Annotated in this window: 28 protein-coding genes; 19 read left to right on the top strand and 9 right to left on the bottom strand. The window is 48.1% G+C overall.

Annotated elements, in window-relative coordinates:
* Positions 1-10 precede the first annotated feature (10 nt).
* The 4 genes from H8792_RS01890 to H8792_RS01875 all read right to left on the bottom strand — a co-directional run bounded on the left by H8792_RS01890 (position 11) and on the right by H8792_RS01875 (position 1,901).
* On the bottom strand, positions 11-481 hold the full coding sequence (locus tag H8792_RS01890) for a GNAT family N-acetyltransferase (RefSeq protein ID WP_194947454.1): 471 nt from the start codon (positions 479-481) through the stop codon (positions 11-13).
* A gap of 187 nt (positions 482-668) precedes the next feature.
* Positions 669-887 carry a DinB family protein gene (locus tag H8792_RS01885; RefSeq protein ID WP_324187584.1) on the bottom strand — a complete coding sequence of 73 codons (219 nt, stop codon included), beginning with the start codon at positions 885-887 and terminating at the stop codon, positions 669-671.
* Entirely contained in the window at positions 884-1,747 is an 864-nt protein-coding gene (gene ilvE / locus H8792_RS01880) for a branched-chain-amino-acid transaminase (RefSeq protein WP_194947453.1), read from the bottom strand. Before ilvE ends, H8792_RS01885 begins: the two co-directional genes overlap by 4 nt.
* 16 nt (positions 1,748-1,763) lie before the next feature.
* Positions 1,764-1,901, bottom strand: coding sequence for a hypothetical protein (locus H8792_RS01875; protein ID WP_194947452.1), 138 nt, complete (start codon positions 1,899-1,901; stop codon positions 1,764-1,766).
* A 209-nt stretch (positions 1,902-2,110) separates the two neighbouring features.
* Between H8792_RS01875 and H8792_RS01870 the strand changes: the two genes are divergently transcribed.
* The 10 genes from H8792_RS01870 (at position 2,111) to H8792_RS01825 (ending at position 10,676) form a co-directional block, all read left to right on the top strand.
* Positions 2,111-3,538, top strand: coding sequence for an aminotransferase-like domain-containing protein (locus H8792_RS01870; protein ID WP_194947451.1), 1,428 nt, complete (start codon positions 2,111-2,113; stop codon positions 3,536-3,538).
* A gap of 213 nt (positions 3,539-3,751) precedes the next feature.
* The gene (locus tag H8792_RS01865; protein WP_194947450.1) at positions 3,752-5,023 is read left to right on the top strand and encodes an Nramp family divalent metal transporter; all 1,272 of its coding nucleotides are present in this window, start codon (positions 3,752-3,754) and stop codon (positions 5,021-5,023) included.
* A 41-nt stretch (positions 5,024-5,064) separates the two neighbouring features.
* On the top strand, positions 5,065-5,532 hold the full coding sequence (locus H8792_RS01860) for a GNAT family protein (RefSeq protein WP_194947449.1): 468 nt from the start codon (positions 5,065-5,067) through the stop codon (positions 5,530-5,532).
* Between the two features lie 83 nt (positions 5,533-5,615).
* A complete protein-coding gene (locus tag H8792_RS01855) occupies positions 5,616-6,080 on the top strand; it encodes an NUDIX domain-containing protein (protein ID WP_194947448.1) in 465 nt (154 codons plus the stop codon).
* 34 nt (positions 6,081-6,114) lie between these two features.
* A complete protein-coding gene (gene blaOXA / locus H8792_RS01850) occupies positions 6,115-6,876 on the top strand; it encodes a class D beta-lactamase (RefSeq protein WP_194947447.1) in 762 nt (253 codons plus the stop codon).
* Positions 6,877-6,936: 60 nt separating this feature from the next.
* A complete protein-coding gene (locus tag H8792_RS01845) occupies positions 6,937-7,323 on the top strand; it encodes a DUF423 domain-containing protein (protein WP_324187583.1) in 387 nt (128 codons plus the stop codon).
* A gap of 71 nt (positions 7,324-7,394) precedes the next feature.
* The gene (locus tag H8792_RS01840) at positions 7,395-7,988 is read left to right on the top strand and encodes a DedA family protein (RefSeq protein ID WP_194947445.1); all 594 of its coding nucleotides are present in this window, start codon (positions 7,395-7,397) and stop codon (positions 7,986-7,988) included.
* 196 nt (positions 7,989-8,184) lie between these two features.
* Positions 8,185-9,222, top strand: a complete 1,038-nt coding sequence (locus tag H8792_RS01835; RefSeq protein WP_194947444.1) for a hypothetical protein — start codon at positions 8,185-8,187, stop codon at positions 9,220-9,222.
* A 79-nt stretch (positions 9,223-9,301) separates the two neighbouring features.
* Positions 9,302-10,009 (top strand): TonB-dependent receptor, encoded by a 708-nt coding sequence (locus tag H8792_RS01830; protein ID WP_194947443.1) that lies wholly within the window; start codon positions 9,302-9,304, stop codon positions 10,007-10,009.
* 64 nt (positions 10,010-10,073) lie between these two features.
* Positions 10,074-10,676 carry a hypothetical protein gene (locus H8792_RS01825; RefSeq protein ID WP_194947442.1) on the top strand — a complete coding sequence of 201 codons (603 nt, stop codon included), beginning with the start codon at positions 10,074-10,076 and terminating at the stop codon, positions 10,674-10,676.
* An 18-nt stretch (positions 10,677-10,694) separates the two neighbouring features.
* Here H8792_RS01825 and H8792_RS01820 read toward each other — a convergent pair whose 3' ends face one another.
* Positions 10,695-11,576: a DUF808 domain-containing protein gene (locus H8792_RS01820; RefSeq protein WP_194947441.1), complete on the bottom strand. Its 882-nt coding sequence runs from the start codon at positions 11,574-11,576 to the stop codon at positions 10,695-10,697.
* Between the two features lie 251 nt (positions 11,577-11,827).
* Between H8792_RS01820 and H8792_RS01815 the strand changes: the two genes are divergently transcribed.
* The 9 genes from H8792_RS01815 (at position 11,828) to H8792_RS01775 (ending at position 20,996) form a co-directional block, all read left to right on the top strand.
* Positions 11,828-12,619, top strand: a complete 792-nt coding sequence (locus H8792_RS01815; protein ID WP_194947440.1) for a PhzF family phenazine biosynthesis protein — start codon at positions 11,828-11,830, stop codon at positions 12,617-12,619.
* A 108-nt stretch (positions 12,620-12,727) separates the two neighbouring features.
* On the top strand, positions 12,728-13,633 hold the full coding sequence (locus H8792_RS01810) for an alpha/beta hydrolase family esterase (protein WP_194947439.1): 906 nt from the start codon (positions 12,728-12,730) through the stop codon (positions 13,631-13,633).
* Positions 13,634-14,002: 369 nt separating this feature from the next.
* Complete coding sequence (locus H8792_RS01805) at positions 14,003-14,674, top strand: response regulator transcription factor (protein WP_194947438.1); 672 nt, start codon at positions 14,003-14,005, stop codon at positions 14,672-14,674.
* Positions 14,671-15,972, top strand: coding sequence for a sensor histidine kinase (locus H8792_RS01800; protein ID WP_194947437.1), 1,302 nt, complete (start codon positions 14,671-14,673; stop codon positions 15,970-15,972). Before H8792_RS01805 ends, H8792_RS01800 begins: the two co-directional genes overlap by 4 nt.
* Positions 15,969-17,405: an efflux transporter outer membrane subunit gene (locus H8792_RS01795; protein WP_194947436.1), complete on the top strand. Its 1,437-nt coding sequence runs from the start codon at positions 15,969-15,971 to the stop codon at positions 17,403-17,405. Before H8792_RS01800 ends, H8792_RS01795 begins: the two co-directional genes overlap by 4 nt.
* Positions 17,392-18,678, top strand: coding sequence for an efflux RND transporter periplasmic adaptor subunit (locus H8792_RS01790; RefSeq protein ID WP_194947435.1), 1,287 nt, complete (start codon positions 17,392-17,394; stop codon positions 18,676-18,678). Before H8792_RS01795 ends, H8792_RS01790 begins: the two co-directional genes overlap by 14 nt.
* Positions 18,675-19,403 carry an ABC transporter ATP-binding protein gene (locus H8792_RS01785; protein WP_194947434.1) on the top strand — a complete coding sequence of 243 codons (729 nt, stop codon included), beginning with the start codon at positions 18,675-18,677 and terminating at the stop codon, positions 19,401-19,403. The genes H8792_RS01790 and H8792_RS01785 overlap by 4 nt, the downstream gene beginning before the upstream one ends.
* Complete coding sequence (locus H8792_RS01780) at positions 19,400-20,611, top strand: ABC transporter permease (RefSeq protein ID WP_194947433.1); 1,212 nt, start codon at positions 19,400-19,402, stop codon at positions 20,609-20,611. Before H8792_RS01785 ends, H8792_RS01780 begins: the two co-directional genes overlap by 4 nt.
* A 79-nt stretch (positions 20,612-20,690) precedes the next feature.
* Positions 20,691-20,996: a hypothetical protein gene (locus H8792_RS01775; protein WP_194947432.1), complete on the top strand. Its 306-nt coding sequence runs from the start codon at positions 20,691-20,693 to the stop codon at positions 20,994-20,996.
* 77 nt (positions 20,997-21,073) lie between these two features.
* Here H8792_RS01775 and H8792_RS01770 read toward each other — a convergent pair whose 3' ends face one another.
* From H8792_RS01770 to H8792_RS01755, 4 genes are all read right to left on the bottom strand, one after another.
* On the bottom strand, positions 21,074-21,688 hold the full coding sequence (locus H8792_RS01770) for an FMN-dependent NADH-azoreductase (RefSeq protein WP_194947431.1): 615 nt from the start codon (positions 21,686-21,688) through the stop codon (positions 21,074-21,076).
* Between the two features lie 234 nt (positions 21,689-21,922).
* Entirely contained in the window at positions 21,923-23,230 is a 1,308-nt protein-coding gene (locus H8792_RS01765; RefSeq protein WP_194947430.1) for a porin, read from the bottom strand.
* An 81-nt stretch (positions 23,231-23,311) separates the two neighbouring features.
* Entirely contained in the window at positions 23,312-23,800 is a 489-nt protein-coding gene (locus H8792_RS01760) for a DsrE family protein (protein ID WP_194947429.1), read from the bottom strand.
* A 60-nt stretch (positions 23,801-23,860) separates the two neighbouring features.
* A complete protein-coding gene (locus H8792_RS01755; protein ID WP_194947428.1) occupies positions 23,861-24,316 on the bottom strand; it encodes a DsrE family protein in 456 nt (151 codons plus the stop codon).
* Positions 24,317-24,434: the final 118 nt, after the last annotated feature.

Below are 24,434 nucleotides of genomic sequence, written 5' to 3'. Positions count from 1 at the left end.
CCGGAACCGATTAGGTCAATTCGGTTTTGAGTTTACGCCCGCCGCTGATCTGAAAACCTTCGCGCTGGTAAAACGCCAGCGTTTTATCAAATTGCGGTAACGGCGGAGTAGTGACTTCGAGCCGTTTCCAACCCTGCTGCTTGCCATGTGTTTTAACGGCATCGAGTAACGCTTTGCCAACACCCTGCGCACGATATTCCGGTTTGACGTAAAGCTCGGCAAGGGTGGCAAAAGCGCCTTCGGCGTAAAGTGCAAAACTCGGGTAGATAGTGACAAAACCGATCAAAGCGTTATTCCGTTCGGCGACGAAAACGATATTTTTACCTTCGCGAATAAACTCATGCAGGCGCTGTTGCGCTTCTTCAAGATGAAAAGAGAAAGCGGTTTCATTAATTGCTTGCATGATTTCCGCCAGCAGTTCACCGATCAGTTCGGAAATTTCAGGTGCTTGATGCGCCTGTGCCAAGTGTATATTCAGCATATCGGTACTTCATTTATCAGAATTTAAGTCAGATCTTTAATTAAACCGCCTCCAGCGATTTTCGCAACAACTTTATAATTTAAATAAAATTGGTTAATGTTTTAACTTGGCAGGGCATTGAACTTCATTGGGTGGTTTAGATGGGAATACAGACACTGGCGTTGTTATTGATCGGCTTTTCAGTCATTTATAGCTCCGAGCTATTGCTCACGCAGTTCCCATCCGAGAGATACCGGAACAAATCCGTTAATAACAGATGGTTGAGCGTACCGTGAATCGACTGGAAGAATGCGCCCATATCACGTTTACGTTCTTGATCAGGAATCTCCGAGCAGGCTTGATAGAACTGGCGGTTCATCGCATGGTTGTATTGAGCCTGCCATTGCAGATTTTCGAGTAAATTCACTCTATTTCGCCTCGAGTCAAACGGTGGTAAGCCTGAACCAATTGTTGGAAAACCGGCCCGACGGCTTGTTTCAGTTTGCGGCCGTTGACTTCACCGATCGGAATTAATTCGGCGCCGCTGCCGGTCAGGAAGCCTTCATCGGCATTGTAAACATCATACAGACTCATGGGTTGTTCTGCGACGGTTAAGCCGTTTTGCTGTGCCAGTTCGATAATAGTATCGCGGGTAATTCCCTGTAGGATTCCGGCTTCAAGCGGCGGAGTGAGCAAGATACCGTTTTTGACGATAAACAGATTGGCGGCACTGGCTTCGGCAACCTGTCCGGCATGGTTCAACAGGATGGCGTCATCGGCTCCCGCCTGATTGGCTTCCATCTTGGCAAGGATGTTATTCAGATAGTTTAAGGTCTTGATTTTCGGTTCGAGCACATCCATCGGCGTTCGGCGTACCGAGGCCGTGATCAGGCGGGCGCCGCGTTGTTGAATTTCATCGTGGCCCATTTTCAAGCCGCGATAAAGAATGAAGACATTCGGCTGGTTGCAGTTGCGCGGGTCCAACCCTAAAAAGCCTTCGCCGCGAGTCACTACCAGACGGATATAGCCGTCGTGCATGCCGTTAGTGTTGATCAGTTGTTCGCAGGCTTGCGTCAGATCGGCGATCGAATAGGGCATTTCAAGTTGCAGCGCATGTGCGGATTGCTGCAAACGTTTCAGGTGTTCAGCCAGTTTAAAAGTGCGCCTGTTGTAGACGCGCATGCCTTCGAAAACGCCGTCGCCGTAGAGTACGCCGTGATCCAGAACCGAAACTTTTGCTTCTCCGACCGGAATGATTTCGCCGTTTAGCCAACAGTATTCTTGCATTCAATTTTGTCCTTGTTTAATGGATATGCCACCACCAGGGGGTGGCGCGAGGTTGCAGCGAACTTTTCTCTGTATCGCAGTCGGCTTGCGGCCAGCTCTGAAAAATGCCGAGCAGTGTAATCGCGACCAGTAAGAAACCCAACCAGCGTGACATCTTATTTATCCTTAAAAATCATTGAACTATAGTTTATGAAGGATGCTATATTAAATACAGATTTAGAAAAATAGAATTTTTACGGTACAGATTGAGTGTTATGTATTTTGTACTGCTGATCGGTGCCGGAATTGTATCGGTTTCGATGAAAGTTGTAGGGTAATGCGCTTGTGTTCATTGCTTCCATAGTGAGATTTTAGGAGTATCTGATGTCCGGTTTTTTGTATGAGAATCTGGCGGCCGGTTTGGGGCAGCAAATCAAGGAAGGGCTCTATGCTCCCGGGGATAAACTTCCCCCTGTGCGGCGTTTTGCCGAAACTCAAGGAGTCAGTGTCGCTACGGCTGTATCGGCCTATTACCGACTGGAGGCGATGGGGTATATCGAAGCACGCCCGAAATCCGGATTCTATGTAAAGCGTCTATATCGGGGAGAAGTCGATACCCCGTCGCAGAGTCAACCCGATTCGGTGCCTTCGGCGGTAACCGGGCAGGAAATGGCGCTGAATTTGGTTAAGTCAACGAATAACCCGAATATGGTGCAATTTGGCGCGGCCGTCCCGGCACCTTCTTTTTTGCCGACACAGATGATTGCCGAGGCGGTTCGCAAAGTTGCAAGACAGGATTCCGAGATTCTCAACGATTACCTGTTTCCGCCTGGATTGCCGGAGTTGAGACAGCAGATCGCACGGCGAATGGTCGGAAACGGCTGCAATATTTCCTCCGATCAAATTATTGTAACTGACGGTTGTCAGGAAGCTTTGCGTCTGGCTTTACGCGCCTGTGCCGAACCGGGCGACGTGATCGCGATCGAATCGCCGACTTTCTACGGTTTGTTGCAGGTGATCCACTCCTTGCGCATGAAAGTCATCGAGATTCCGACGGATCCGGATACCGGCCTGTCGCTGGAAGCATTGCAGATGGCGATTGATCAGTGGCCGATCAAAGCTTGTGTTCTGGTGCCGAGCTTTAGCAATCCATTGGGATTGAGTATGCCCGATGATAAAAAACGCCGCCTGATTCAGATGCTCTCGAAACGTGAAATTCCGATTATCGAAGATGATGTTTACGGTGAAATTTCTCATGATAACCGCCGTCCGAAACCGTTGAAGGCGTTCGATAGCGACGACTGGGTGATCTATTGTTCGTCATTTTCCAAGACCCTGTCTCCGGGGTTGCGTCTTGGCTGGGTCGCTTCGAAGCGCTATCGGGAGCGGTTGGAGTATTTTAAGTATGTGGCCAATCTGGCAACATCCTCGGTCGCGCAATTGGCGGTGGCGGAAATTCTGCAGTCCGGAAAGTTCGACCGCTATCTGAGCAAAATCCGTCAGCAATATGCCTTTGCGGTGGATCGAATGACGGCGGCAATCGTTAAATTGTTTCCCTTCGGTACCAAAGTGACCCGCCCAAAAGGGGGCTTTGTGTTATGGATCGAGTTGCCTTTTGCGATTGATACCTTTGAACTGGCCAATCGTCTGGCTCGCCACCAGATCAGTATTGCTCCGGGGAGAATTTTTTCGATGACCGAAAAATATAACCATTTTTTGCGCTTGTCGTGCGCGCTTGACTGGAATACCGATACGGAATTGGCTTTACTGAAAATCGTGAATGAAATTGAGTTGATGAGGATCGATTCTTAAGCAAGTATGACAGTGTGGCTAATTTCATATTTTTTGTAAGGAATTAATTGTGCGCACCGTGGTTTTACTATTAGTATTTGCAGAGAATTAGCCAAAACTAAATTTTTCTGTTGAGCGAGGTTCCTGACAGCGCGGCTTGAATTGCCGCCGTGCCTAAACAAGAACCTTCTTAACCACTTCTGTAAATAATTCATGCATTACGGTCAATCTGATATGAGCACCTCCGTTCAAAAGACATTGAATTCCGAACGATCCTTCTGGTTCTTTCTCGGTCCGGCGTTTTTGGTTTCCGTCGGTTATATGGACCCGGGCAACTGGGCAACGTCTCTGGAAGCGGGCTCACGCTATGGTTACGATCTGTTGTGGGTTATTACCCTGGCATCGCTGGTGGCGATTTTAATGCAGTTGTTGAGCGCGAAACTGGGGATAGCTACCGGTAAGAACCTGGCTCAGATGATTCGAATCCAACATCCGGGACGAAGCGGGACTTTTTTACTGTCGACCGCCGCTGTGGCAATGGTTGCGACCGATCTGGCCGAATTCCTCGGTGTGGCGGTCGCTCTTAACCTTTTGTTCGATATTCCTCTGGTGGTTGCGATCTTCCTGACGATTTTCGATGTGTTGCTGATTCTATGGTTGGAGAGATTCGGTTTCCGCTGGGTTGAGATGACGATTCTGGCATTTGTTGCCACCATCGGTCTGGGATATATCGTCGAGCTTTGGCTGGCGCAACCGCAATGGCTGGATGTCGCGCATTCAATGCTGGTGCCGAATGCGACGATCTTTGACACTACGGCGCTGTTTATTGCGATGGGAATTCTCGGTGCAACGGTGATGCCGCACAATTTGTATCTGCATTCGCATCAGGTAATGACTCGTCGTCAGTCAGGTGTAGTCACTCCGGCAACGCGACTCCGCTGTTACCGGATGATGAAATGGGATACGGTGTTGGCCCTGACGGCTGCCTGGTTGGTGAATTCGGCTATTCTGATTATGGCCTCGGCCGCCTTTCATGAGAAGGGATTGCTGATCACCGATATTGACGAGGCCTATAAAACGCTTGGTCCGCTTCTGGGGAGCGCAGCGGCTTTGACTTTCGCCATCGCTCTGCTGGCATCCGGCGTCGCCAGTTCCACAACCGGTACTCTGGCCGGACAAATCGTGTTTGAATCTTTTTTCAAAAAGCGTCCGGTCAATATTCTAAAAATCCGGGTTTTTATCCGTCTGGCGACAATGATTCCGGCAGCGGTGGCAATTCTGATGAGTGCCACGCCTTTGAGTCTTCTGGTACTGTCGCAGGTGATTTTATCGATGCAGTTGCCGTTTGCGGTAGTTCCTTTGGTGAAGATGACTTCGAATCCGCATTTAATGGGTGATCTGGTGAATGATCTTAAAACCAGGATCATGGCGTGGAGCGCGACCGGTATTATCGTCGGTTTAAATATCTGGTTGCTGGTAATGCTGGGGTTTGAGTCTATCGGTTAGAATCTATTCTCGAAACAGACAAAATTGATCGGGTTCGCAAAATGGTTTTCTTTCGAAAAACGGCAATAACGGATGTCGAAGCACTGCTGGAATTGTATCAAGGCGTGGCTGAAGTTCCTGGCGGTCTGGCGCGATTGCAGCATGAGATCAGCCGGGAATATATTCATGGATTTGTTGAAAAGACACTCGCAACCGGCATCGGGCTGGTGGCGGTAAATAGCGAAGACGAAAGGATTGTCGGTGAATTGCATGCCTATAGCCCGAACCTGTTCTACTTCGAACATGTTCTGTCCGATTTGACGGTTGCCGTCGACAAAGCTTTGGCTGAGATGTGCATCGCTAAAGCGATTCGGGATGATGCGAAAATTATGGCTTTGCACACTAGCGTGATTATGCAGACCGCGCTACCGATGTATCAGCGAATGGGCTTTCGTTTTTTAAAGGAGGTACCGGACATTTTCGGTGTTTCCTATGCGGTTTATACGAAGCAGCTATCAGCCGCCGTCTGAGCAAAGGTCGCTTTTGGCACACGAATGCGTTTATGCTGTAATGCAACAGTGATGTTATTCGATGTGCAATAAGGAGGTGGATTATGCAAACCGTGCGCATGAAAAATACTGCCAAAGGTATTCTATTACAGGACGAAAAAGTTCTTTTTCTGCGTAAAGAGTATTCCGACGGTCGTGTGGTCTATACGTTACCCGGCGGAACTCAGGAAGCGGGCGAACCTTTGGAAGAAACGGCCATCCGCGAAGTGTGGGAGGAAGTCGGCGCTAGAGTGAAGGTGCTGTCGTTGCAAAAGGTTTATGAGCATCAACGGCCGTCAAAATCCGATCCTGAGATGGTTAAGTACAAGGTAGAATTTGCCTTTTTGTGCGAACTGCTTGAAAGTTATGTACCGCATAACGGCATCCATCCCGATCCAAGTCAGGCAGGAGTAGAATGGCTGGCTTTGGCAGAGCTGGATAACAAAGTATTGGATCCACTGCCGCTTGCGGAAATCCTGCAGGAAATTCTTCAGGATTCCGGCTCTTGCTACCATAATTTAACCGCCTGAATCGACGGTGTTTATATCGTTCAAGGATGAATCAATGCAGAAATGGCTGGTCGCTTTATGTTTGTTTTTAGTTGCGTTTTCCGCTTCGGCGGAAGATGCCGAATTAGGCGAATTGTTTTCCAAACAGAATGTAACCGGGACCTTAGTTCTCTCTTCGCTTAAGGGAAAGCAAGCGTTTGTTTACAATGAAACTCGCTCGGAACAGCGTTTTACTCCGGCGTCGACTTTCAAAATTTTAAATACCTTGATTTCCGTACAGGAAAAAATCGCTTCGGGTAAAGACTCTGCTTTTAAGTGGGATGGGCATCATTATGATATTCCTGCCTGGAATCAGGATCAGACCCTGCAAAGCGCTTTTCAGGTCTCTTGTGTATGGTGTTACCAGCAACTAGCCGAGAAAATCGGCGGGGCGAGTTACCGTCGCTATATCGAGAAGTTACATTACGGGGAGTTGGGCGAGTCATTTAAGGATACGACCTTCTGGCTGGACGGTTCTTTAAAAATCAGCGCTGTCGAGCAGATCGCCTTTTTAAAGAAAGTTTATCGTCAGGAGCCGCCGTTTGACCACTATGCTTACCAGACGCTAAAAAGCATCATGCTGGTAGAGAAAAAGCCCGGGTATTTTATGGAAGCCAAGACCGGCTGGGCACAAGGAATCGGCTGGTATGTCGGCTATGTAGAAACGGCCAATGATGTGTGGTTTTTTGCTTTGAATATGGATGTGAAAGATCCAAAAAAACTTTTTTGGCGTCAGGAGTTAGTGCGTCAGGCACTGAGATTAAAAGGGATTGTTTAAAATGTCTCGGTACGGAAGTTTTAAGGTTAAAAAGGACTTGATCGGATGAATGGGGAATCGGTGAAATCATCTTTTTGGTTGCAACTAGGCAGTCTGTTATTATTTTTGGCCGTGGCTGCCGGCGCCTTCGGTGCGCATGGCCTGCAGGATGTCTTTTCCGCCAAGCAACTCGATGTCTGGCATAAGGCGGTTAATTATCAAGTGATACACGCTTTTGCTCTGCTTGCGGTTGCTGTATTTTTACCGGTTTTTCCGCAAGGCACATCTTTGTGGCGCAAAGCCGGTTGGAGCTTTTTGATCGGGGTGCTTCTTTTTAGCGGCAGTCTGTATTTATGGGCATTGACCGGAGTGAAATTTCTGGTATTTTTAACGCCCATAGGCGGAACTGCATTTTTAATCGGCTGGCTGTTTGTTTTTCTCGGTGCCAGAAAGCTGACTCTTTCTTGATAAGCTCAATTAGAAACGCCGGATCCGGCGTTTTTTCTCTTAATTTTCGCATGATTTAATAAGGTGTCTGTATGGACTTTGAAGGCCTGATTGCCGAATATGGCTATTTGGCAGTATTTATCGGTTCGTTTTTGGAAGGCGAGACGGCTCTGATTCTGGGCGGTTTTCTGGCGCATAACGGACACCTGCTTTTGCAATGGGTAATGATCTCTGCCGCCTTGGGATCGTTCCTGGGTGACCAGCTGTATTACTATATCGGCCGCTACAAAGGTAAAAGCTACCTGGAATCCAAGCCTCTTTGGAAGCAGCGCAGCGACAAGATATTCGACTATTTGAATCGTCATCCGGTATTGTTTATTCTCGGTTTCCGCTTTATGTACGGACTGAGGACGGTAGCGCCGTTTGTTATAGGCGCCAGCGGTTTTCCGCCGCTACGTTATACGATCTTGAATATTATCGGAGTCACTATCTGGGCAATCGTTATCGGTAGTCTCGGTTATTATCTCGGCCGTTTCGCCGAGCAGATCCTGAATGACGTTCAGAAATACGAGATGTGGATTCTCGGTTTTATCGCTTTGGCCGCCTTCGGCTACTGGATCTATCGAATGCGGAAAACCCGTCGTGAAGCTCTCATTAAGGCTTCGGAAGATGATCGGCAGGCTTGATTATTCGATGTATTTTCCAGAAAAGGTGTTTTCATGTCTTTTTTAGCAGGGCATTAAGTATTTTTACTTCTATTTACTGTTTTCTTGTGTCATATTCTGTACGAGGAAGAAGGGTGATTTGGTTCCATAGCTAAAAACGACCATTTTTCTTTATTTTAAATCAGAGTTTGCATAAGTGGATAAGGAAAATAAAAGTATGAAGAAGAGCATGAGTCTAGTGTTGATTTCGGTGTTTTCGGGAGTTTTGACCGCTTGTGGAGGTGGCGGTTCCGATGAAGGCGTCAGCTATACCGTTGCCAGTCTTCCCCAGGAAGCTGAAGTTGTAATCACCGACGAAAATGGTGCTGCTGTTGCGAAATCAACCGCTCAGATGATTAATGGCGGTTTAGCCGAGAGTTTTATTAATGATTTTTACACTACCGCATCTTTGTCGTCGGGATCATCGCCAAAGACAGCGAAAGATGTAATTGATTTAATTCGTGAAGAATTTATGCAAGCCCAAGGCAGTTTGGGTAGTGTCCCTGTCGGGGTTGAAGGGAGTGGCAGTGAGAATTGTCCTGTTTCCGGAAAAGTTAGCTATTACCTTAATGTATCTGATCCGGATGCCATTTTTGCCAATAACGGCGACTATGGAAAGATCGTTTATGATCACTGTGTCGATCTTTATGATGGAGATTTCTTTGAGCAGAACGGTGTCACTGAGCTCAAGATGAATCAGGTTAGCGCATCCTATAGCGATTCCGATCTGACATTGAAGAACTATACGGCGGATCTTGAAGGGAGTTTTTCCATGTATAGCTCTTCAAGTAAGGTTAATTTGAGAGAGTGGGGCGAAACGGATAATTTTTCTCAGAAGTCTATTTCCATTACCACCGGCGATATGAATTTCACTCTTGACGGCGTAGTTTCGAATCTGAAATACAACACGTTTACCGATCAGTATATTGACGGTGAAAATGGTGCCAGCTCGGTCTCTTATTCATACGATGGATTATATGATTTCGGTGTCAATAACGTATTCCACGGAGCTCTTGATTTGCAGACCATGGAACCGTTTGTCGTTTACTATGGCGATGATTTCCCGTCATACGGTCAAATGATTATTAATGGGGCGAGTGGTTCGGTTCGAGTGACAATTTATTCTGCTGAAGAAGTTCTGATTGAGGTTGATGCTGATGACAACGGCGTGTATGAGTATTCTGAAACGATGACTTGGGCGGAACTGATCGCATAAGGTGAAGCGTTTTTTATTTGCTATTTCTGCGGTTTGCTGTGCTTTTACTTCCATAATTACTTATGGGAGTGAGTTGCATTTGAATGCCGGCCTTCAATCGATAGACTTGTCCGAGTTCTCTATTAACGGCAATCGGCTGGTCAGCGAGTCGGGTATTCTTCCGGTTATCGGACTGCAAATCGATACTGATCTGGATTCCCGCTGGTTGTTGTCTGCTTATGCAAATTACTCCCGCGGAGATCTGGATTACGACGGTCATTTGCAGAGTGGTAGTCCATACCGCTCAAGTACGGCAACGGAAATCTCCACTTACGGCGTATCGCTTAAATCGCCGCTCGGCGGAAAGGTTTTAAACGCCGAGCACTCTTTGTTACTTGGTTTCGAGTATGAAAGGTGGCGGCGGCAAATTGCTGGTAGTCATTCGGTTTCTGAGTTGACCGAAAAGTACGATTCCCCAAGTATTTTTGTCGGGCTCAACTCCGAATGGCCGTCTTTTGAAAGCAGCTTGATTGCCGCCTATCGCTATAACAGCACAATGGACCTTGATCTGTCTGATCAAGCCTATGGTTCCATGGAGCTGCCGGGCAGTCTGGTAATTCGTTTACACCTCGAAAAACCGCTCCTGAAGCGTCTATCAGCCAATCTCTCCGTTCAATATGCGCAAACCACCCGTTCTTCCTCTTATCCGCTATATGCCAGTAGCGATTCATCCTTGATAGGCAATATCATTCAACCGGAACATAGCAAAAGCAGTATCGCTTTTTATCTGAGTTACCTGATCGACTAAGATTCAGTACACTTTGTAAACGTTTTGGTTATTTTTGATTTTTTTCCCGAGTGAATAGGGTGCGATGGACTACAAAGGATTTTTCAGCTTTGCCGCAGTTCTGCTGACGTTTGTCGGTTTCTTTCCGTACATTCGCGATATTTTGCATAACCGGGTAAGGCCGCATGTGTTTTCCTGGGTTATTTGGGGGACAACGACCTGCGTTATCTTTTTTGCCCAGTTGCAAGGCGGCGGTGGGCTGGGTGCCTGGCCGATCGGGATTTCGGCGCTGATCACTTTGTATGTCACTATCCTGGCCTTTCAAAAGAAAGGCGATTTGAGCATTACCCGCTTGGATTGGTTCTTTTTGCTGTCCGCCTTGGCATCTTTGCCCTTATGGTTCTTAACCGCCAATCCTCTGTGGGCAGTGCTATTGCTTACGTTTATCGATCTGTTGGGATTCGGTCCGACTTTCCGCAAATCCTATGCTTTTCCCTATGAAGAACAACCAGGGTTCTTTGCCATTTTCATGCTGCGTAATCTGTTGGTGGTGGCTGCTTTGGAACATTATTCCTGGACCACGGTGACTTTCCCGGCGGCGGTCGCAGTGGTTTGCCTGGCGCTGATCATAATGATTCTGCTGCGACGATCCGTTGTGATGCCTCCCGAGTACAAAAGCCGAGGATAAACCGTACGTTTTTACGGTTTATTTTTTTGGCGAAAAAATACGTTTGGCCAGTAGAACCAGCGCCAAGGCGATGATTCCGATAACAAGGCCCAGAAGCAGCTCTCCGAGGATAATCGGCATCCATTCGATAGCGTGGTGTACCGTTTCGAGGTTGTGTACGAAAATGCCGCCGCCGACCAGCAGCATGGCCAGGGTGCCGACCACACCGAGAATACGGATTAATTTCGGCAATGCTGCGATAAGCGTGCGTCCCGTTTTGCGAAGCAGACCGGCTTTAAAACCGCTATGTTCCCGACTGTTTTCGACCAGAGCAAAACCGGCATCGTCCATTCTGACCATTAAGGCGACCAGACCGTAAACACCGATCGTGGCCACAATAGCGACAAAGCTGACCGCACCGATCTGAATACCTATCGGCTGATCGGCGACTGAACTGAGCGCGATAATAATAATCTCGATTGACAGGATAAAGTCGGTGACGATCGCCGAACGGATTTTGCTTTTTTCCAGTGACAGAAGTTCTTTCTTATCGGTCACACTTTTGGCAGCCGGTGCTGCATGTTCACGATGAAACAGGAACTCGTAGATTTTTTCTGCACCTTCGTAACTCAGATAGATACCGCCGAGAAGCAGTATCGGAACAATCAGCTGCGGTAGAAATGCGCTTAACAGGAAAGCGATCGGCAGAATAATCAGCTTATTGATAAACGAGCCTTTGGTAATCGCCCACAACACAGGTAATTCCCGACTGGCGTGGAAACCGGAGGCGCGCTGGGCACCCACCGCCAGATCATCACCCAGTACGCCGACAGTCTGTTTGGTGGCAATTTTGGATTGTGTCGCGACATCGTCAAACAGAGACGCGATGTCGTCTAATATCACTAAAATCCCGCTGGCCATTGAACTCTCCTCAGCCTTTTAATTGATTACAGCATCATAACGTCTTTAAACGGAAAATGTTAACAAGACAAGACAAGACAAGACAAGACAAGACAAGACAAGACAAGACAAGACAAGACAAGACAAGACAAGACAAGACAAGACAAGACAAGACAAGACAAGACAAGACAAGACAAGACAATGCCTTAACGATTTAAATTCATAAAATAAGGTATGCTGAGTGAAGTTTCAAATAATGAGAGTGAGATGAAATGAAACTGCCGATTTATCAGGTGGATGCGTTTGCCGACCGGGCTTTTGAAGGGAATCCGGCCGCCGTGTGCATACTGGATTCCTGGCTTTGCGAAGAAACCATGCAGGCGATCGCAGCGGAAAATAATCTTTCGGAAACCGCTTTTGTTGTTCCGTATCAAGAGAATGCTTACCAAATCCGCTGGTTTACGCCGACGGCCGAGGTTGATCTATGCGGCCATGCGACTCTCGCAGCCGCTTATGTCTTATTCGAGTGCGTCGGTTTGCCCGATGAAGAGATTCGTTTTTGGTCTCGTTCCGGGTGGTTGATGGTTTGTGTTGCGGAAGATCTGTTGCAGATGGATTTTCCGGCTCAGCAACCAGAGTCGTGCCCGTTACCGACGCAAATTCAAAGAGCTTTCGGCATTGAACGGGCAGAATGTTTCCAACATCAGGATTATCTGGTGGTTTTGGACGACGAGTCCTTGTTAAGAGATTTAACGCCCGATTTTCAAGCGTTAATGGATCTGGATTTGCGTGGTGTCATCCTTACGGCACCTTCCAAAGATTTTGATTTTGTGTGTCGATTCTTTGCTCCCCGCTACGGAATAAACGAAGATCCGGTAACCGGTTCGGCCTTTACTCAGTTGGCGCCTTTTTGGGCCGAGCGATTATCGAAAACCGATTTGACGGCTAAGCAGGTCTCGCGTCGCGGCGGCAAGGTTTATTGCCGATGGGAAGGTGAGCGGGTATTTATTTCCGGTCGAGCAGCACTCTATTTGCGTGGTGAAATTGAAATACAGGATGTGTGAGGTGGCCAAAGATATCCGAATCTGTTTTTGGGGAGGCCCGTGTGAGAACTGTGCCGGAGAAACGGCTTAAACTAAAACGTTCGACTTTTTCGTAAGAGAGATCATTTAATGTTTAGGAAAATTACATCAATAACTAATTATCTAAAACTCGGTTTATTAATCGTTTTGAATTCAGTAGTGCTTTCATCTCAGGCAAGCCCACTTGAACGTCATATTTTCGTTAATGGCAAAGATCGAAGTTATATTGTTTATTTGCCCGAGAATGCACAACAAAAAAATAACCTATCAGTCATCTTTGCATTTCATCCCTTTTTAGGCAGTGGAAAAGGATTTTTCGAACAAACTGGTTTTAGCGGTTTACCGGAGGCAAGCAATTTTATTTTTGTTTTCCCAAACGGTTATAGACGTTCTTGGAATGCAGAAGAGTGTTGCGGCGCTGCCGTCAAGAAAAATATTAATGATGTTGAATTTGTGAAAGAAATTTTTAAAGATCTTCAGCGATTTGTTAGTGTCAGTAAAGAGCATAATTTTGCTGTTGGGTTTTCTAATGGGGCAATGTTCAGTCAGAAATTAGTTTGTCATATGTCTGAGCGGTTTGCTGGTTTTGCTGTTTCTGGTGGTTTGTATAAGTTAGATGGAAGTTGTTATTTAAAACGACCGGTTTCTGCTTTGTTTATGTCAGGATTAGAAGATCCGTTTGCCCCTTTTGATGGTGGTGAGAGTTTAGCTGGAGGAGGAGAACGCCCCGGTGTTCCTTATGTTTCAGAAGCTTGGGCCAAAAAAGAATCCTGTAAATCCCAATATCAAACTTCTTTGGTTAAGGACGTTTCTTGTATGGGCTATGGAGAGTGTTTGGGCGGTTCTCGCATTATAAGTTGTCCCATTCCTCGTATGGGACATTGGTGGCCGGGGCAGAAAGGAAATTCTTTTGCTAAGAAAAAATTTGGCCCAGATCGCCCGGACCTTCCCATTTCTAGAGAAGTTTTGAAGTTTTTCCTCTCTTTGTTGTCTTAATTCATGAGGAGAGCCATTTTTTAGCTATTTCGAAACTGGAGTGTTAAGAGGTAGGTGCATTTCATCCAATAAGCAACGGCTATCGAAAAATGGCGAATATTCTGCAGTCCGGTCATTGATGGTTCTAACAAGATTGCTGCTAACCGCAACACTTCGGTAAGCGACGGGGTGTTCCGGTTCCCTGGTATGCATTTCTCTGGCCGATGACCCAGAAATGGGGAGAAAAAAGTTACCGGAACAATCCGCGCCGCAAGGAAAATGCCCGGCTGGCGCTTAAAAATTCCACTTTAGGTTAATCTCTTAACTTGAGTTAACCTTTTGTTAACCTCGGTTGTTTTATAGTAACCATACTATAAAGGTTAAGGCATCATGTTGAATATTCTGTTGGTTGAAGACGACTTGGATCTGGCGCAGACGCTGGTGGAGTATTTGGCTCTGGAAAACATCGCCTGTGATCATGTGGCCAACGGCGTAGCAGGAGAAAAACTGGCTGGAGAGACTGCTTATAATGTGCTGGTCTTTGATGTCAATCTTCCCGGGCAAAGCGGGTTTCGTAGCTGTGAAAATCTGCGTGCAGACGGTATTGATACGCCGATTTTACTGTTAACCGCGCGTGACGGTTTGGAGGATAAATTACAAGGATTCGAATCAGGCAGTGACGACTATCTGGTGAAGCCCTTTGAAATGGCGGAACTGGTTGCCCGTCTCAAGGCTTTGTCCTTGAGACAGAGTGGTCAAGCAAAGCGTTTCCAGATTGCAGACCTGACTGTAGATGTGCAATTACGCCGAGCGGAACGCGGCAGTCGGGAACTGCGTCTTTCTCCCGCAGGATGGAAGTTGCTGGAAATTTTGATGCGCAACAGTCCCCGTGTCGTTAGCAAAGCGCGTTTAGGGCAGGTGTTATGGGGTGATGATCTGCCGAACAGCGACAGCTTGAAGGTTCATTTGCACAAGCTGCGAAAACTGGTGGATGCCGAAGGTGAAAGTCCTCTGATTCATACGGTTGCCAACCACGGCGTTGCCTTGAAAGTCGAAGAATGAGGGGGAAGGATTTGCGCTGGAGTTTGCGGTATTATCTGGCGGGCATCGTTCTGTTCATCGGAGCGGGGCTGGTTGTCGGCTATACATTTGTTGCAGGGTCTTTTTTTCGTCAGGGGATCGATACTTATATTCTTAGCCAAATGCATGGAGCCGCAGAGCTTTATCAGCGAAATCCTCAGGTGTTCGAATCCTCGCCGGCCGATGGCTTATTTACTGTTTCCGGAAACTGGGAGAATTTTCCAGCGGAGTTCAAACGGAGGTTTTCGGCATCCGAATTGGATGACGGAAAACTGCATAAACAAGAGATTCACACGGATGATCGTCTTAAGGATCGCTTGTTATTTGCACTGAAGGTTACCGATGTGAGTGAGGAAGCGGTTTATGTCGGTAAACTGTTGAAGCCTTCCGAAGTCCCGGAAATCGGTATTCAGAAAGCCGGTCGCTCCTTTATGTTTCTGCATATTAGCAGTGGCGTGATTCTGCTGATTTTAATCGGCATTTTATTTTGGCTGCTGAAAACGGTGGGACAGCCGATTGAGCGTTTGGGCAAATGGGCGAAAAATTTATCCGCGAAAAATATTAATGCTCCGAAACCGGATTTTCGCTATAAAGAGTTAAATGACCTGGCTGAATTGATTCAGCAAGGTTTGGTTACCACTTACCGTTCTATGGAACGCGAGCAGCGGTTTTTAAATTATGCCAGCCATGAATTAAGAACGCCGATTGCGGTGATCCGCAACAATATTGAATTGCTGAACCGGCTAGACAATGAGCGTCCGGAACGGGAGCTGGCGGTGTTGCAACGTCTGCAGCGCGCCGGCATTACCATGACCGATTTGACCAATACTTTGTTATGGATGAATCGGGAAAGTGAACAGAGCTTGCCGGAACTGGAAATCCGCCTGGACGAAGAACTTCAGGAGGCCGTCAGGGGGTTGAATTATCTGCTGGAGCACAAAGAGATCGAATTAGAGTGTCGTACCGAACCTTTTGCGATGCGCTTGGCAAAAGGACCTTGTCAGATTGTGCTCAATAATTTGATTCGCAACGCTTTTCAGCACAGTTGGTCCGGGCGCATACTGATCAAGCAGGAAGAAGACAGAATCGAGATTCGTAATACTCTGCCGACGATCGGGCAGTCGAGTGATGATCAGGGGTTCGGTTTGGGAATGATGTTGATCGAGAAGCTTTGTCGTCAATTCGGATGGCAGTATTCCAGCCGTTCGGATAATGGGGAACACATAACAATGATTGAATTTAAACCTTCTTTAAATCCTTTGAATGGAGAGTCGTTATGAAACGCTCGCTGATATTGGGCGCGGTAACGGTCTGGTTACTGACGGGATGTTCTACCTTTAATTCCCGGGAAATGGCGCAAGAGACGGCGCCGCAGCAATGGAAAAGTGTCAGTGCTCTGGTGCAGTCCGGTCAGCAGAGTAATCTGACCTGGTGGAAAGAGCTCAAAGATCCGCAACTGGATCGACTGGTCGAGGAAGCGATCAATGCCAATCCGGATGTTTTGACAGCCTTATCGGCTATCCGGGAAGCCCGGGCTTACCGTAAGCAGGCTAAAGGCGTCCTGCTACCTTCCGTAAAGGCGAGCGGTGGCTTTAGTTCCAGCAATAATCACGATACGAATATATCGGTTGATAGCTATTCGGCAGTGGTTGATGCCAGTTGGGAACCGGATATTTTCGGAGCGAATCGCAGCGCACTTTCGGCAACCGAAGCCCAGGAATTGGCGGCTCAGGCCGATTATGCCGATACCTTGATCAGTTTGAGCGCGGAGGTGGCGACAAACTATATCGCTTTGCGCAGTTATCAAACGCAGTTGCAGATTACCGAAGAGTCCCTGAAAAGCTGGCAGGAAAGTGTGCAACTGACGGTTTGGCAGGAGAAAGCGGGTATTGTCACGCAATTGAATGTCGAACAGGCCAAACGCAGTTACGAGCAGACATTGGCGACAATCCCGAGTCTAAAACAGAATATCGTTGATGCTCAATACCAGATTGCGGTGCTGCTCGGGCGTCAGCCGGAAGATCTGCCGCAATCTTTGTTGGCCACGACCGCTTTGCCGCAGTCCCCGACTTCAGTATTCCTGCCTATGCCGACGGAAGTCTTGCGCCAAAGACCTGATATCCGTGCCGCCGAACAACGGGTTCTGGCTGCGATGGCACAAACCGATGCGGCCGAAGCAAACCGTTTACCCAGCTTTGCCCTTGGTGGAAATCTCACTTTCGGTGCAGGCAGTTTAAGCGATTTGTTCAGTGTGTCGTCTCTGGTCTCAACCGTTTCGGCCAGCGTCGCTCAGACTTTGTTTGACGGCGGTCAATTGAAAGCTCAGGTTGAGATTAAACAGGAACTCGAAGCCCAGGCGCTACTCAGTTACCGTAAGACCGTGCTGCAAGCTCTGCAGGAAACCGAAAGCGCGCTCGCTAATCTGCAACACAGTCGAGAAACCTACGAAGCTTTGCAGAGGGCAATGGAAACTTCCAAAGAAGAAGAAAAACTGGCACTGATTCAATATCAGGCGGGAGAATTGAGTTTTTCCGATGTATTGGATGCGCAAAGAACGTTGCTATCGCTCCGTAAACAGAGTGTCGAAGCGCACGCAAGCGAACTGGGACAGGTGATCACTTTATCAAAAGCCGTTGCCGGAAAATGGGCAATGACGAAAGCGACCAAGGATGCGATGAGTCAAACTGGAGATGACAAAAATGCAAACGAATAATGAGACGGATCGTCTAAAACAAGAGTTGAGTCTGGATAAAAAACCGAAGGCGAGAATATGGCGTTGGCTCGTGTTGTTGATTGTTTTGGCAGCGGCGGGTTATGCAGTGTGGTATTTCTTTCTGTCATCACCTTCGAACAAAGCCGTTTACGATATCGGTAAAGCCTCGACAGGCGATATTCGGGTAACGGTTTCAGCCACCGGAACATTGCAGCCAACCAATGAAGTAGAAGTGGGGAGCGAGTTGTCAGGAACCATTGATGAGGTGCTGGTTGATTACAACGATAAGGTAGAAGTAGGTCAGCTGTTAGCGCGCCTGAATACCGATAAGCTTCAGGCTCAGGTCCTGCAATCCAAAGCGGCTTTGCAGGTAGCGGAAGCCGGTGTGCTGGAGGCCGATGCAACCTTGAAAGAATCCATCGCTCAATATGACCGCTTGAAAGAGGTTCGTAAAATGAGCGGCGGTAAGCTGCCGTCCAAAGCGGATTTGATTGCGGCCGAAGCGACGATGAAACGGGCTAAAGCGGCCAAGCAGACGGCTAAAGCGCAAGTGGAGCAGGCGAAGGCCAGTTTGGAACAGTACTTGACTGACATCTCCAAAGCTAAAATTGTTTCGCCGATCAACGGGATTGTTTTGATTCGTTCGATCGAGGTCGGTCAAACGGTTGCGGCGTCTATGACTGCACCGGTTCTCTTTACGCTTGCGGAAGATCTGACCAAAATGGAGCTGCAGGTTGATGTCGACGAAGCCGATGTTGGTTTGGTGGAAGCGGGCCAGAATGCGACCTTTACGGTTGATGCCTATCCGAATCAGAATTTCCCGGCCAAAATCAAACAGGTACGCTACGGTGCGGAGAGCTCCGACGGTGTGGTTACCTATACCACTTTGCTGGAAGTGGATAACCCGGAAGTCAAGCTACGCCCTGGTATGACTGCGACCGCCGATATTCTGGTTAAAGAGAAGAGCGGTATTTTAATGATTCCGGTTGCAGCACTGCGTTTTACACCTGAATTGCTGAATAACGGTACGCAACAGACCGAGAAAAGCGTCATTCAATCTTTGATGCCGCGTCCGGGCAGAAGCAATGGTGTCACCATTAAGAAAGAGGCGGTTGAGAACGGTTATCAACGTGTTTGGAAGCTGGTGAACGGTCAGCCGCAACCGCTATTGATTAAAATCGGTGAAAGCAGCGGCAGTAAGGTTGAAGTAGTGGAAGGCGACCTGAAGGCCGGTGACGAATTGATCGTCGGAGTCGAGGTATCGTTAAAATGAGTTCGGACAATGCAGCATCCGTAGCGGATGTGCCGCTGATCGAGTTCCGCGACGTCGAGAAAACCTACGGGAAGGGTACATCCGAATTCAAAGCTTTGAAGGGTGTTAATTTTCAGATTAACGAAGGCGAATTCGTTGCCATTATGGGGCCCAGCGGATCAGGCAAATCGACGGTCATGAATGCCTTAGGGTGTCTGGACACGCCGACGGCGGGAAGTTATCTGTTTCAAGGCATTCGGGTCGAGTCCTTGAGTCGCGATCAGCGAGCGTTGTTGCGACGAAATTATCTCGGTTTCGTTTTTCAAGGTTTTAACCTTCTTGCTCGAACCTCGGCGCTCGAGAATGTCGAATTACCCCTGCTGTATCGCGGAATGAATCGTCACGAACGCCACGCAGCAGCCCGCAAATCGCTTGCTCTGGTCGGACTGGAAGGTTGGGAAAATCATGCTCCGGGAGAGCTTTCCGGAGGGCAGCAACAGCGTGTTGCGATAGCCCGTGCCCTGGTGACCAGCCCGAAGGTCCTGCTGGCTGACGAGCCGACGGGAAATCTGGATACAGCCCGCAGTAAAGAAATTATGGAATTGCTTAGCCAGTTGAATTCCGATTTGGGGATTACCGTTTTAATGGTAACGCATGAAGCCGAAATGGCGGCTTATGCCAATCGCCTGATTCATTTTGTGGACGGTAAGGTTGAACAGGATTTCTATCAGGAGCCGACATCATGATTTTAAATGCGTTTTTGCTCGCCGTGCGTGAAATTCGTCGCAACCTGATGAGGTCGATTTTGACCATGTTGGGGATTATTATCGGTGTGGCAGCCGTGATCACGATGGTCACTCTCGGTAACGGGGCGACCGCCCAGGTCGCGGCGGAAATTTCCAGTCTGGGAAGTAACTTACTGATGGTTCGTCCCGGGCAGCGGATGGGACCGGGTCGTGATTCCAGCGGTGCCAAGAGTTTTAAGATCGAAGATGCCGATGCGATCAGTAAAGAGATTGCATCGATTGTGGCTGTGGCACCGACGGCTTCGGCCAGCGTAACTGCGGTGTACGGTAACGAAAACTGGTCGACCACCGTGGTCGGCAGTAACAACGATTATTTTATTACCGGTAACTGGGAGCTGGCGGAAGGCCGTAAATTTACCGCTGCCGAGCTTAAAGCCGGTAAAACCAGTTGCGTGATCGGTAATACGGTGGCGAAAGAGTTGCTGGGAAGCAATGAAGACGTGCTGGGTAAAAAACTGCGTCTTGGAAGTTTTTCATGCCAAGTGATCGGTCTGCTGCAACCGAAAGGGCAGTCGATGATGGGGAACGACCAGGACGATACCATTATCATGCCGATTAAAACGGTTCAGCGCCGTTTGACCGGCAATCAGGACATCCGTATGATCCGAATTTCGGTTAAACCGGATATTAATACAGATGTGGTAAACCGTGCGATTACTCTGTTGCTAAGAGATCGACGCCATCTGAGCGACAACGAGAAAAACGATTTTATGGTCATGGATACCCGGGAAATCACCAATACACTGACCGGTACAACGCGAGTCATGACCATGCTGTTGGGGGCGGTCGCTGCGGTTAGTCTGATTGTTGGTGGTATCGGGATTATGAATATCATGCTGGTGTCGGTGACCGAGCGTACCCGGGAAATCGGTATCAGGATGGCAATAGGCGCTTTGGAAAAAGAGGTTTTGCTGCAGTTTCTGGTTGAGGCCGTAGTGCTGTCGTCTCTGGGCGGTTTAATCGGTATTATTCTGGCCCTGATCGCTTCCTCCGTAGGAAGTATTTTGATGGGGGTTCCGTTTACGTTGAATTACGGGATTATCACCCTGGCATTTGTGTTTTCGGCGATAGTCGGGGTCGTGTTCGGTTACTTCCCGGCGCGAAATGCGGCGAGATTAAACCCCATCGATGCCTTGAGGCATGAATAAATCTGCCATTTAAAGAGAATTATTCAGTATCTTATAATGGTCGCAGGGGGCTAACAATTCAGTTCCAGGAGGGTGTTGTGTGAAAAAGCCTGTCTTTGCTTTATCAATATCGTTGTTGTTCGCTTTTTTTCCTCTATTGACGGCGACCCTGGCATCCTGGTTTGCAGAATTGAACAGTTGCGTTTTAAATGAAGGCGGTGTGAATGCTTGTATTGTTATGGATCACGATATAGGCGGAACTCTTCATTCGATGCTTGTTTCCGGCTGGTTATCGCTGCTGACATGGCCCTCCTTGGGGTTGTTGGCTGCAACCGTCAGTACATTATGGCTGTTGGTGGTCGGTGTGGATAGGTTGGGAAAACGCCGGGCAGCGAAGAAGACCTGATCTTCCCCCAGCAGAATAGTCTTGTTTTGTCCGTTATAACCTTTGGCCGGAGAGGAAATCTGCTCCGGCGTGGTAGTTTAAGCTGCAAAAATCTCGTCGATCTTGGCTTTTGTGTTTTCTATCGATTTCGCAACGGCTTCGTCCCCCATCCCCATATTCGGGGTTTCAAAAACGGTTATGTCGGTAATGCCGATAAATCCCAAAACCGTTTTCAGATAAGGCGTTACAAAGTTCATCTGATCCAATGGCGGCTGAGTGTAATTTCCTCCGGAAGAGATGAAAAGATAAGCTTTTTTGTTTTTCAGCAATCCTTCAGGACCGTTCTCGCCATAGACGAAGGTTTCTCCGACGCGGGTTACGTGATCCAGGTAAGCCTTTAGCACCGAAGGTATGCCAAAGTTATACATCGGACTGCTGATAACAATGCTGTCGGTTTCTCTTAATTGTTCAAGGTATTGCTCGGAAAGGGCTAGCGTCTGCGTTTGCTGTTCGTCTCTCTGATCCGGTTTGGTGTACATGGCACCGATCATATTTCCGTCTATATGAGGCGGTTGGTCGGCGGCAAGGTTTACTTCAAGCGTTTTCGTTCCCGAACGATTGTTTTTCCATTTTTCCGCGAAATACTCCGCCAGTGCTTTAGAGTGTGATTGAGCGCCTGCTGCGCTGGAATCGATTTGTAATAATGTCGCCATGACAGAGTTCCTTTTTGTTGTTAAGTGTAATCGAGATTACATTTTATATAATTCTGTATTTAGGAATAAAGGTCGGTATTAGGAAAACACTTTTGCTTTTTTAGCAATAAAAAGGTGAGGGTTTGAGGATGGATAAAAAAAGCCCCGCATGCGAGGCGGGGCAAAGAAATAGGGAGAGAGCCATTCTCCCTGGGGAGCATAAACTGAAAAATAAACGCGCTTGGCGTGCTCGCTTTAGAACACCATCGTGACTTGCGCGGAAACGCGGTTGTCGATCGTATCCAGAATATCGTGCACCGCTGAAGCGCTTGGTAGCTTAGGTGCGTCGATTGAACGGATCTCGTAGTTCAGGCGCGCCGAAGTCTTTTTGTTGAAAAAGTACTGTGCGCCCAGTGTCGTGGTTCGGAATTCACGATAGTTGGCATCGACTTCCGTTCCGCTATCCAAGGCATCGTAGCGCAGGTTCAATTCCAGTTTTGGTTGAACGCGGTAACCGAAGTCAAGCTGATAAGCATAGGCTTTTTCGTCGGTTAGAACGCTAAATGAAGAGGTTTGCGTGCCGTTGTTCGATAGTGCACCGGGAAGCGCTGCACCGCTGGTTCCTCCGTAGATCATACCGTCGGCGGTGATGTATTCCGCTGCCAGACGGTATTTACCGTCGAAGTAGGTCATCCCTAGACCGGCACGCTTACGATTTTTCTCGGTAGAAACGCCGCTGATACTAATGGTGCGCTTACCGTCCTGCATCCAGGCATAGAATTTCATACCGTGGCGGCGCGGCCCCACCGTATTGTCAAAGACCTTTTCGGTTGATAGATATAAATACAGATCTTTGTTTTCATCATTATCGGTCAGAGCCAAGCCGTTACCGTTACCGAGCATGACGGCGTAACTGTTTTCCCAATCGCCGTTTCGGAAAGCGTCAAAAATTTGAATCCCGGTATCACGACCCGCGCCGACGGAAGCGCTGCGAGCTGTATCCCCGGTGCTATTGTCGAAGAAACGTTCCAATAACAGGCGATCGGTTCCACTGGTGAAGTTAACATAGTTGAAGACCGGGATTGCTTTCAAAAGCTCTTCGGAGCCGGGTGTCTTGAATAGACCGACTCGAACGCGAGCACCTTCAAGGTGGTTAAAAGTCACGCTGGCATCGGTCAATTGGCCTTGAGAGGCGTTGCCACCGGTGGTGATACCGTTGTTACCGAGTTCTGCCATCAAAAAGTAATTGATATTGCTGTCTAATGGGAAATTGGCGCCACGGATACCGATACGGGCACGGCGGATATTGAAGCCGCTGGCGGTATCCAGTTGCGGTGCCATTTGGTTAAAAGCGGCTTTCTGGCCCGCCCAAGGTCCGGCTTTCAGCTTGGTGTCGTCGGTGGATTGGTATTCAATCTGGGCAAATCCCCACAGTTTTGCGGCCGGTGCTTGGTTCGGTTTTTCGGTTCCCTGCAGCATCAGCCAGTTAGCTGCCTGTGCACCCGGTGCGATCAGCAGGCAGCTCAATGCTGCGGTTAAAGCGGTTTTTTTCATACTAGCCATGCCAGTTTTGTTTTGAGTAAGCATAAGTGTCCTCTTCTCTTTTATTCCGAGATGGTATTTATTGGATCGAATTGTCGATGTTTACGGACGAAGGTATAGATAGCCCTTCGATTGAAGATAAGCGAGTTCTGCGACTCCGCTCGGAACAATGCTGGATTTTTCGACGTCATATAGATCGCGCTCGACATTAACCTCGCGTCCTTTGACGGTATTGGCACAGACGTTAAAACGGACACCTTGCATTTTGAGTTGATCGATTTTTTGCTTCATTTGCGTATCCGCGTTGGCCGCTTTGAATTTAGGGACGTTTTTAAGTGCTTCAGGTTTAAGTAACAGGGATAGGCCGTTGCCGTGCAGAACTACCTGGATATCCAGATTGTCTTCGCCGACGGCGTTAATGTGGTTTTGAATGTTGCGTAGAGTTGACGACTGTTTTTTCGCATCGTCATAGTTGATGTGATAAACCACTTTTTGATGGCCGTAACGGTTCTCATCGGCTGCCTGACTGGCAAATGAGATCAGGGATAAAAGTGACGCGAAGAATAATGCGCTCCAGCTAAGATTTTTCATAATGTTTTCTCCAAGAGTGTTCTCTGATTGTTATTTCCGACGAATCTACAGGATTCTGTTTTATGGTTTTAGCAATTGCCAACCGGCTGCATTCAGCTGAAGAATGCGGCCTGCTCCGGCCGGTACGATTTGGACACCTTCACTGGTTTGCAGTTCGTACCCCAGTTTGCCTGCAAAGTTTTTAAGCGTGTTGGCGCACGCACTAAAGCGGATACCGGCAGCCATCATCGATTGCATGCGAGTCTGATTCGGGTTGTCTTTCAGCATCAGACGAACACCGGGACCGAAAGCGACCACTTCGATATCGACGTTTTCCGGTCCGTAGTAACGTTGCAGGTTGCCGGCAACATTCAGAACCAGAGTTTGTTTAAATGGATCCTTATCGCTGATTTGCAGCACTACCTTATGGGCGGCAAAGGTATCCGGCAGAGGCGCTTCCTGTTGCGCGGCAAAAGTTTGGCAAGAGACGAGCAGGGTGATCAGCCAGAGCATCCGTTGCAATGAGTTCTTTAGCATTCGTTAAATCCTTCTGGGTTGTTCAAAGGGTTGAAATTGAGCGCGCTTACTGGGTAAACGAATGGAGAGCTGTTTTTATTCCATTTTTTTGAGCCAAAGTTTTTTATTAGAGAGATAG

Origin of the sequence: Thiomicrorhabdus heinhorstiae (genome assembly GCF_013391765.2) — a bacterium.
GTDB lineage: Bacteria > Pseudomonadota > Gammaproteobacteria > Thiomicrospirales > Thiomicrospiraceae > Thiomicrorhabdus > Thiomicrorhabdus heinhorstiae.
Note: the sequence above shows the minus strand (reverse complement) of the source record. Positions and strands in the feature narration are given on the sequence as shown.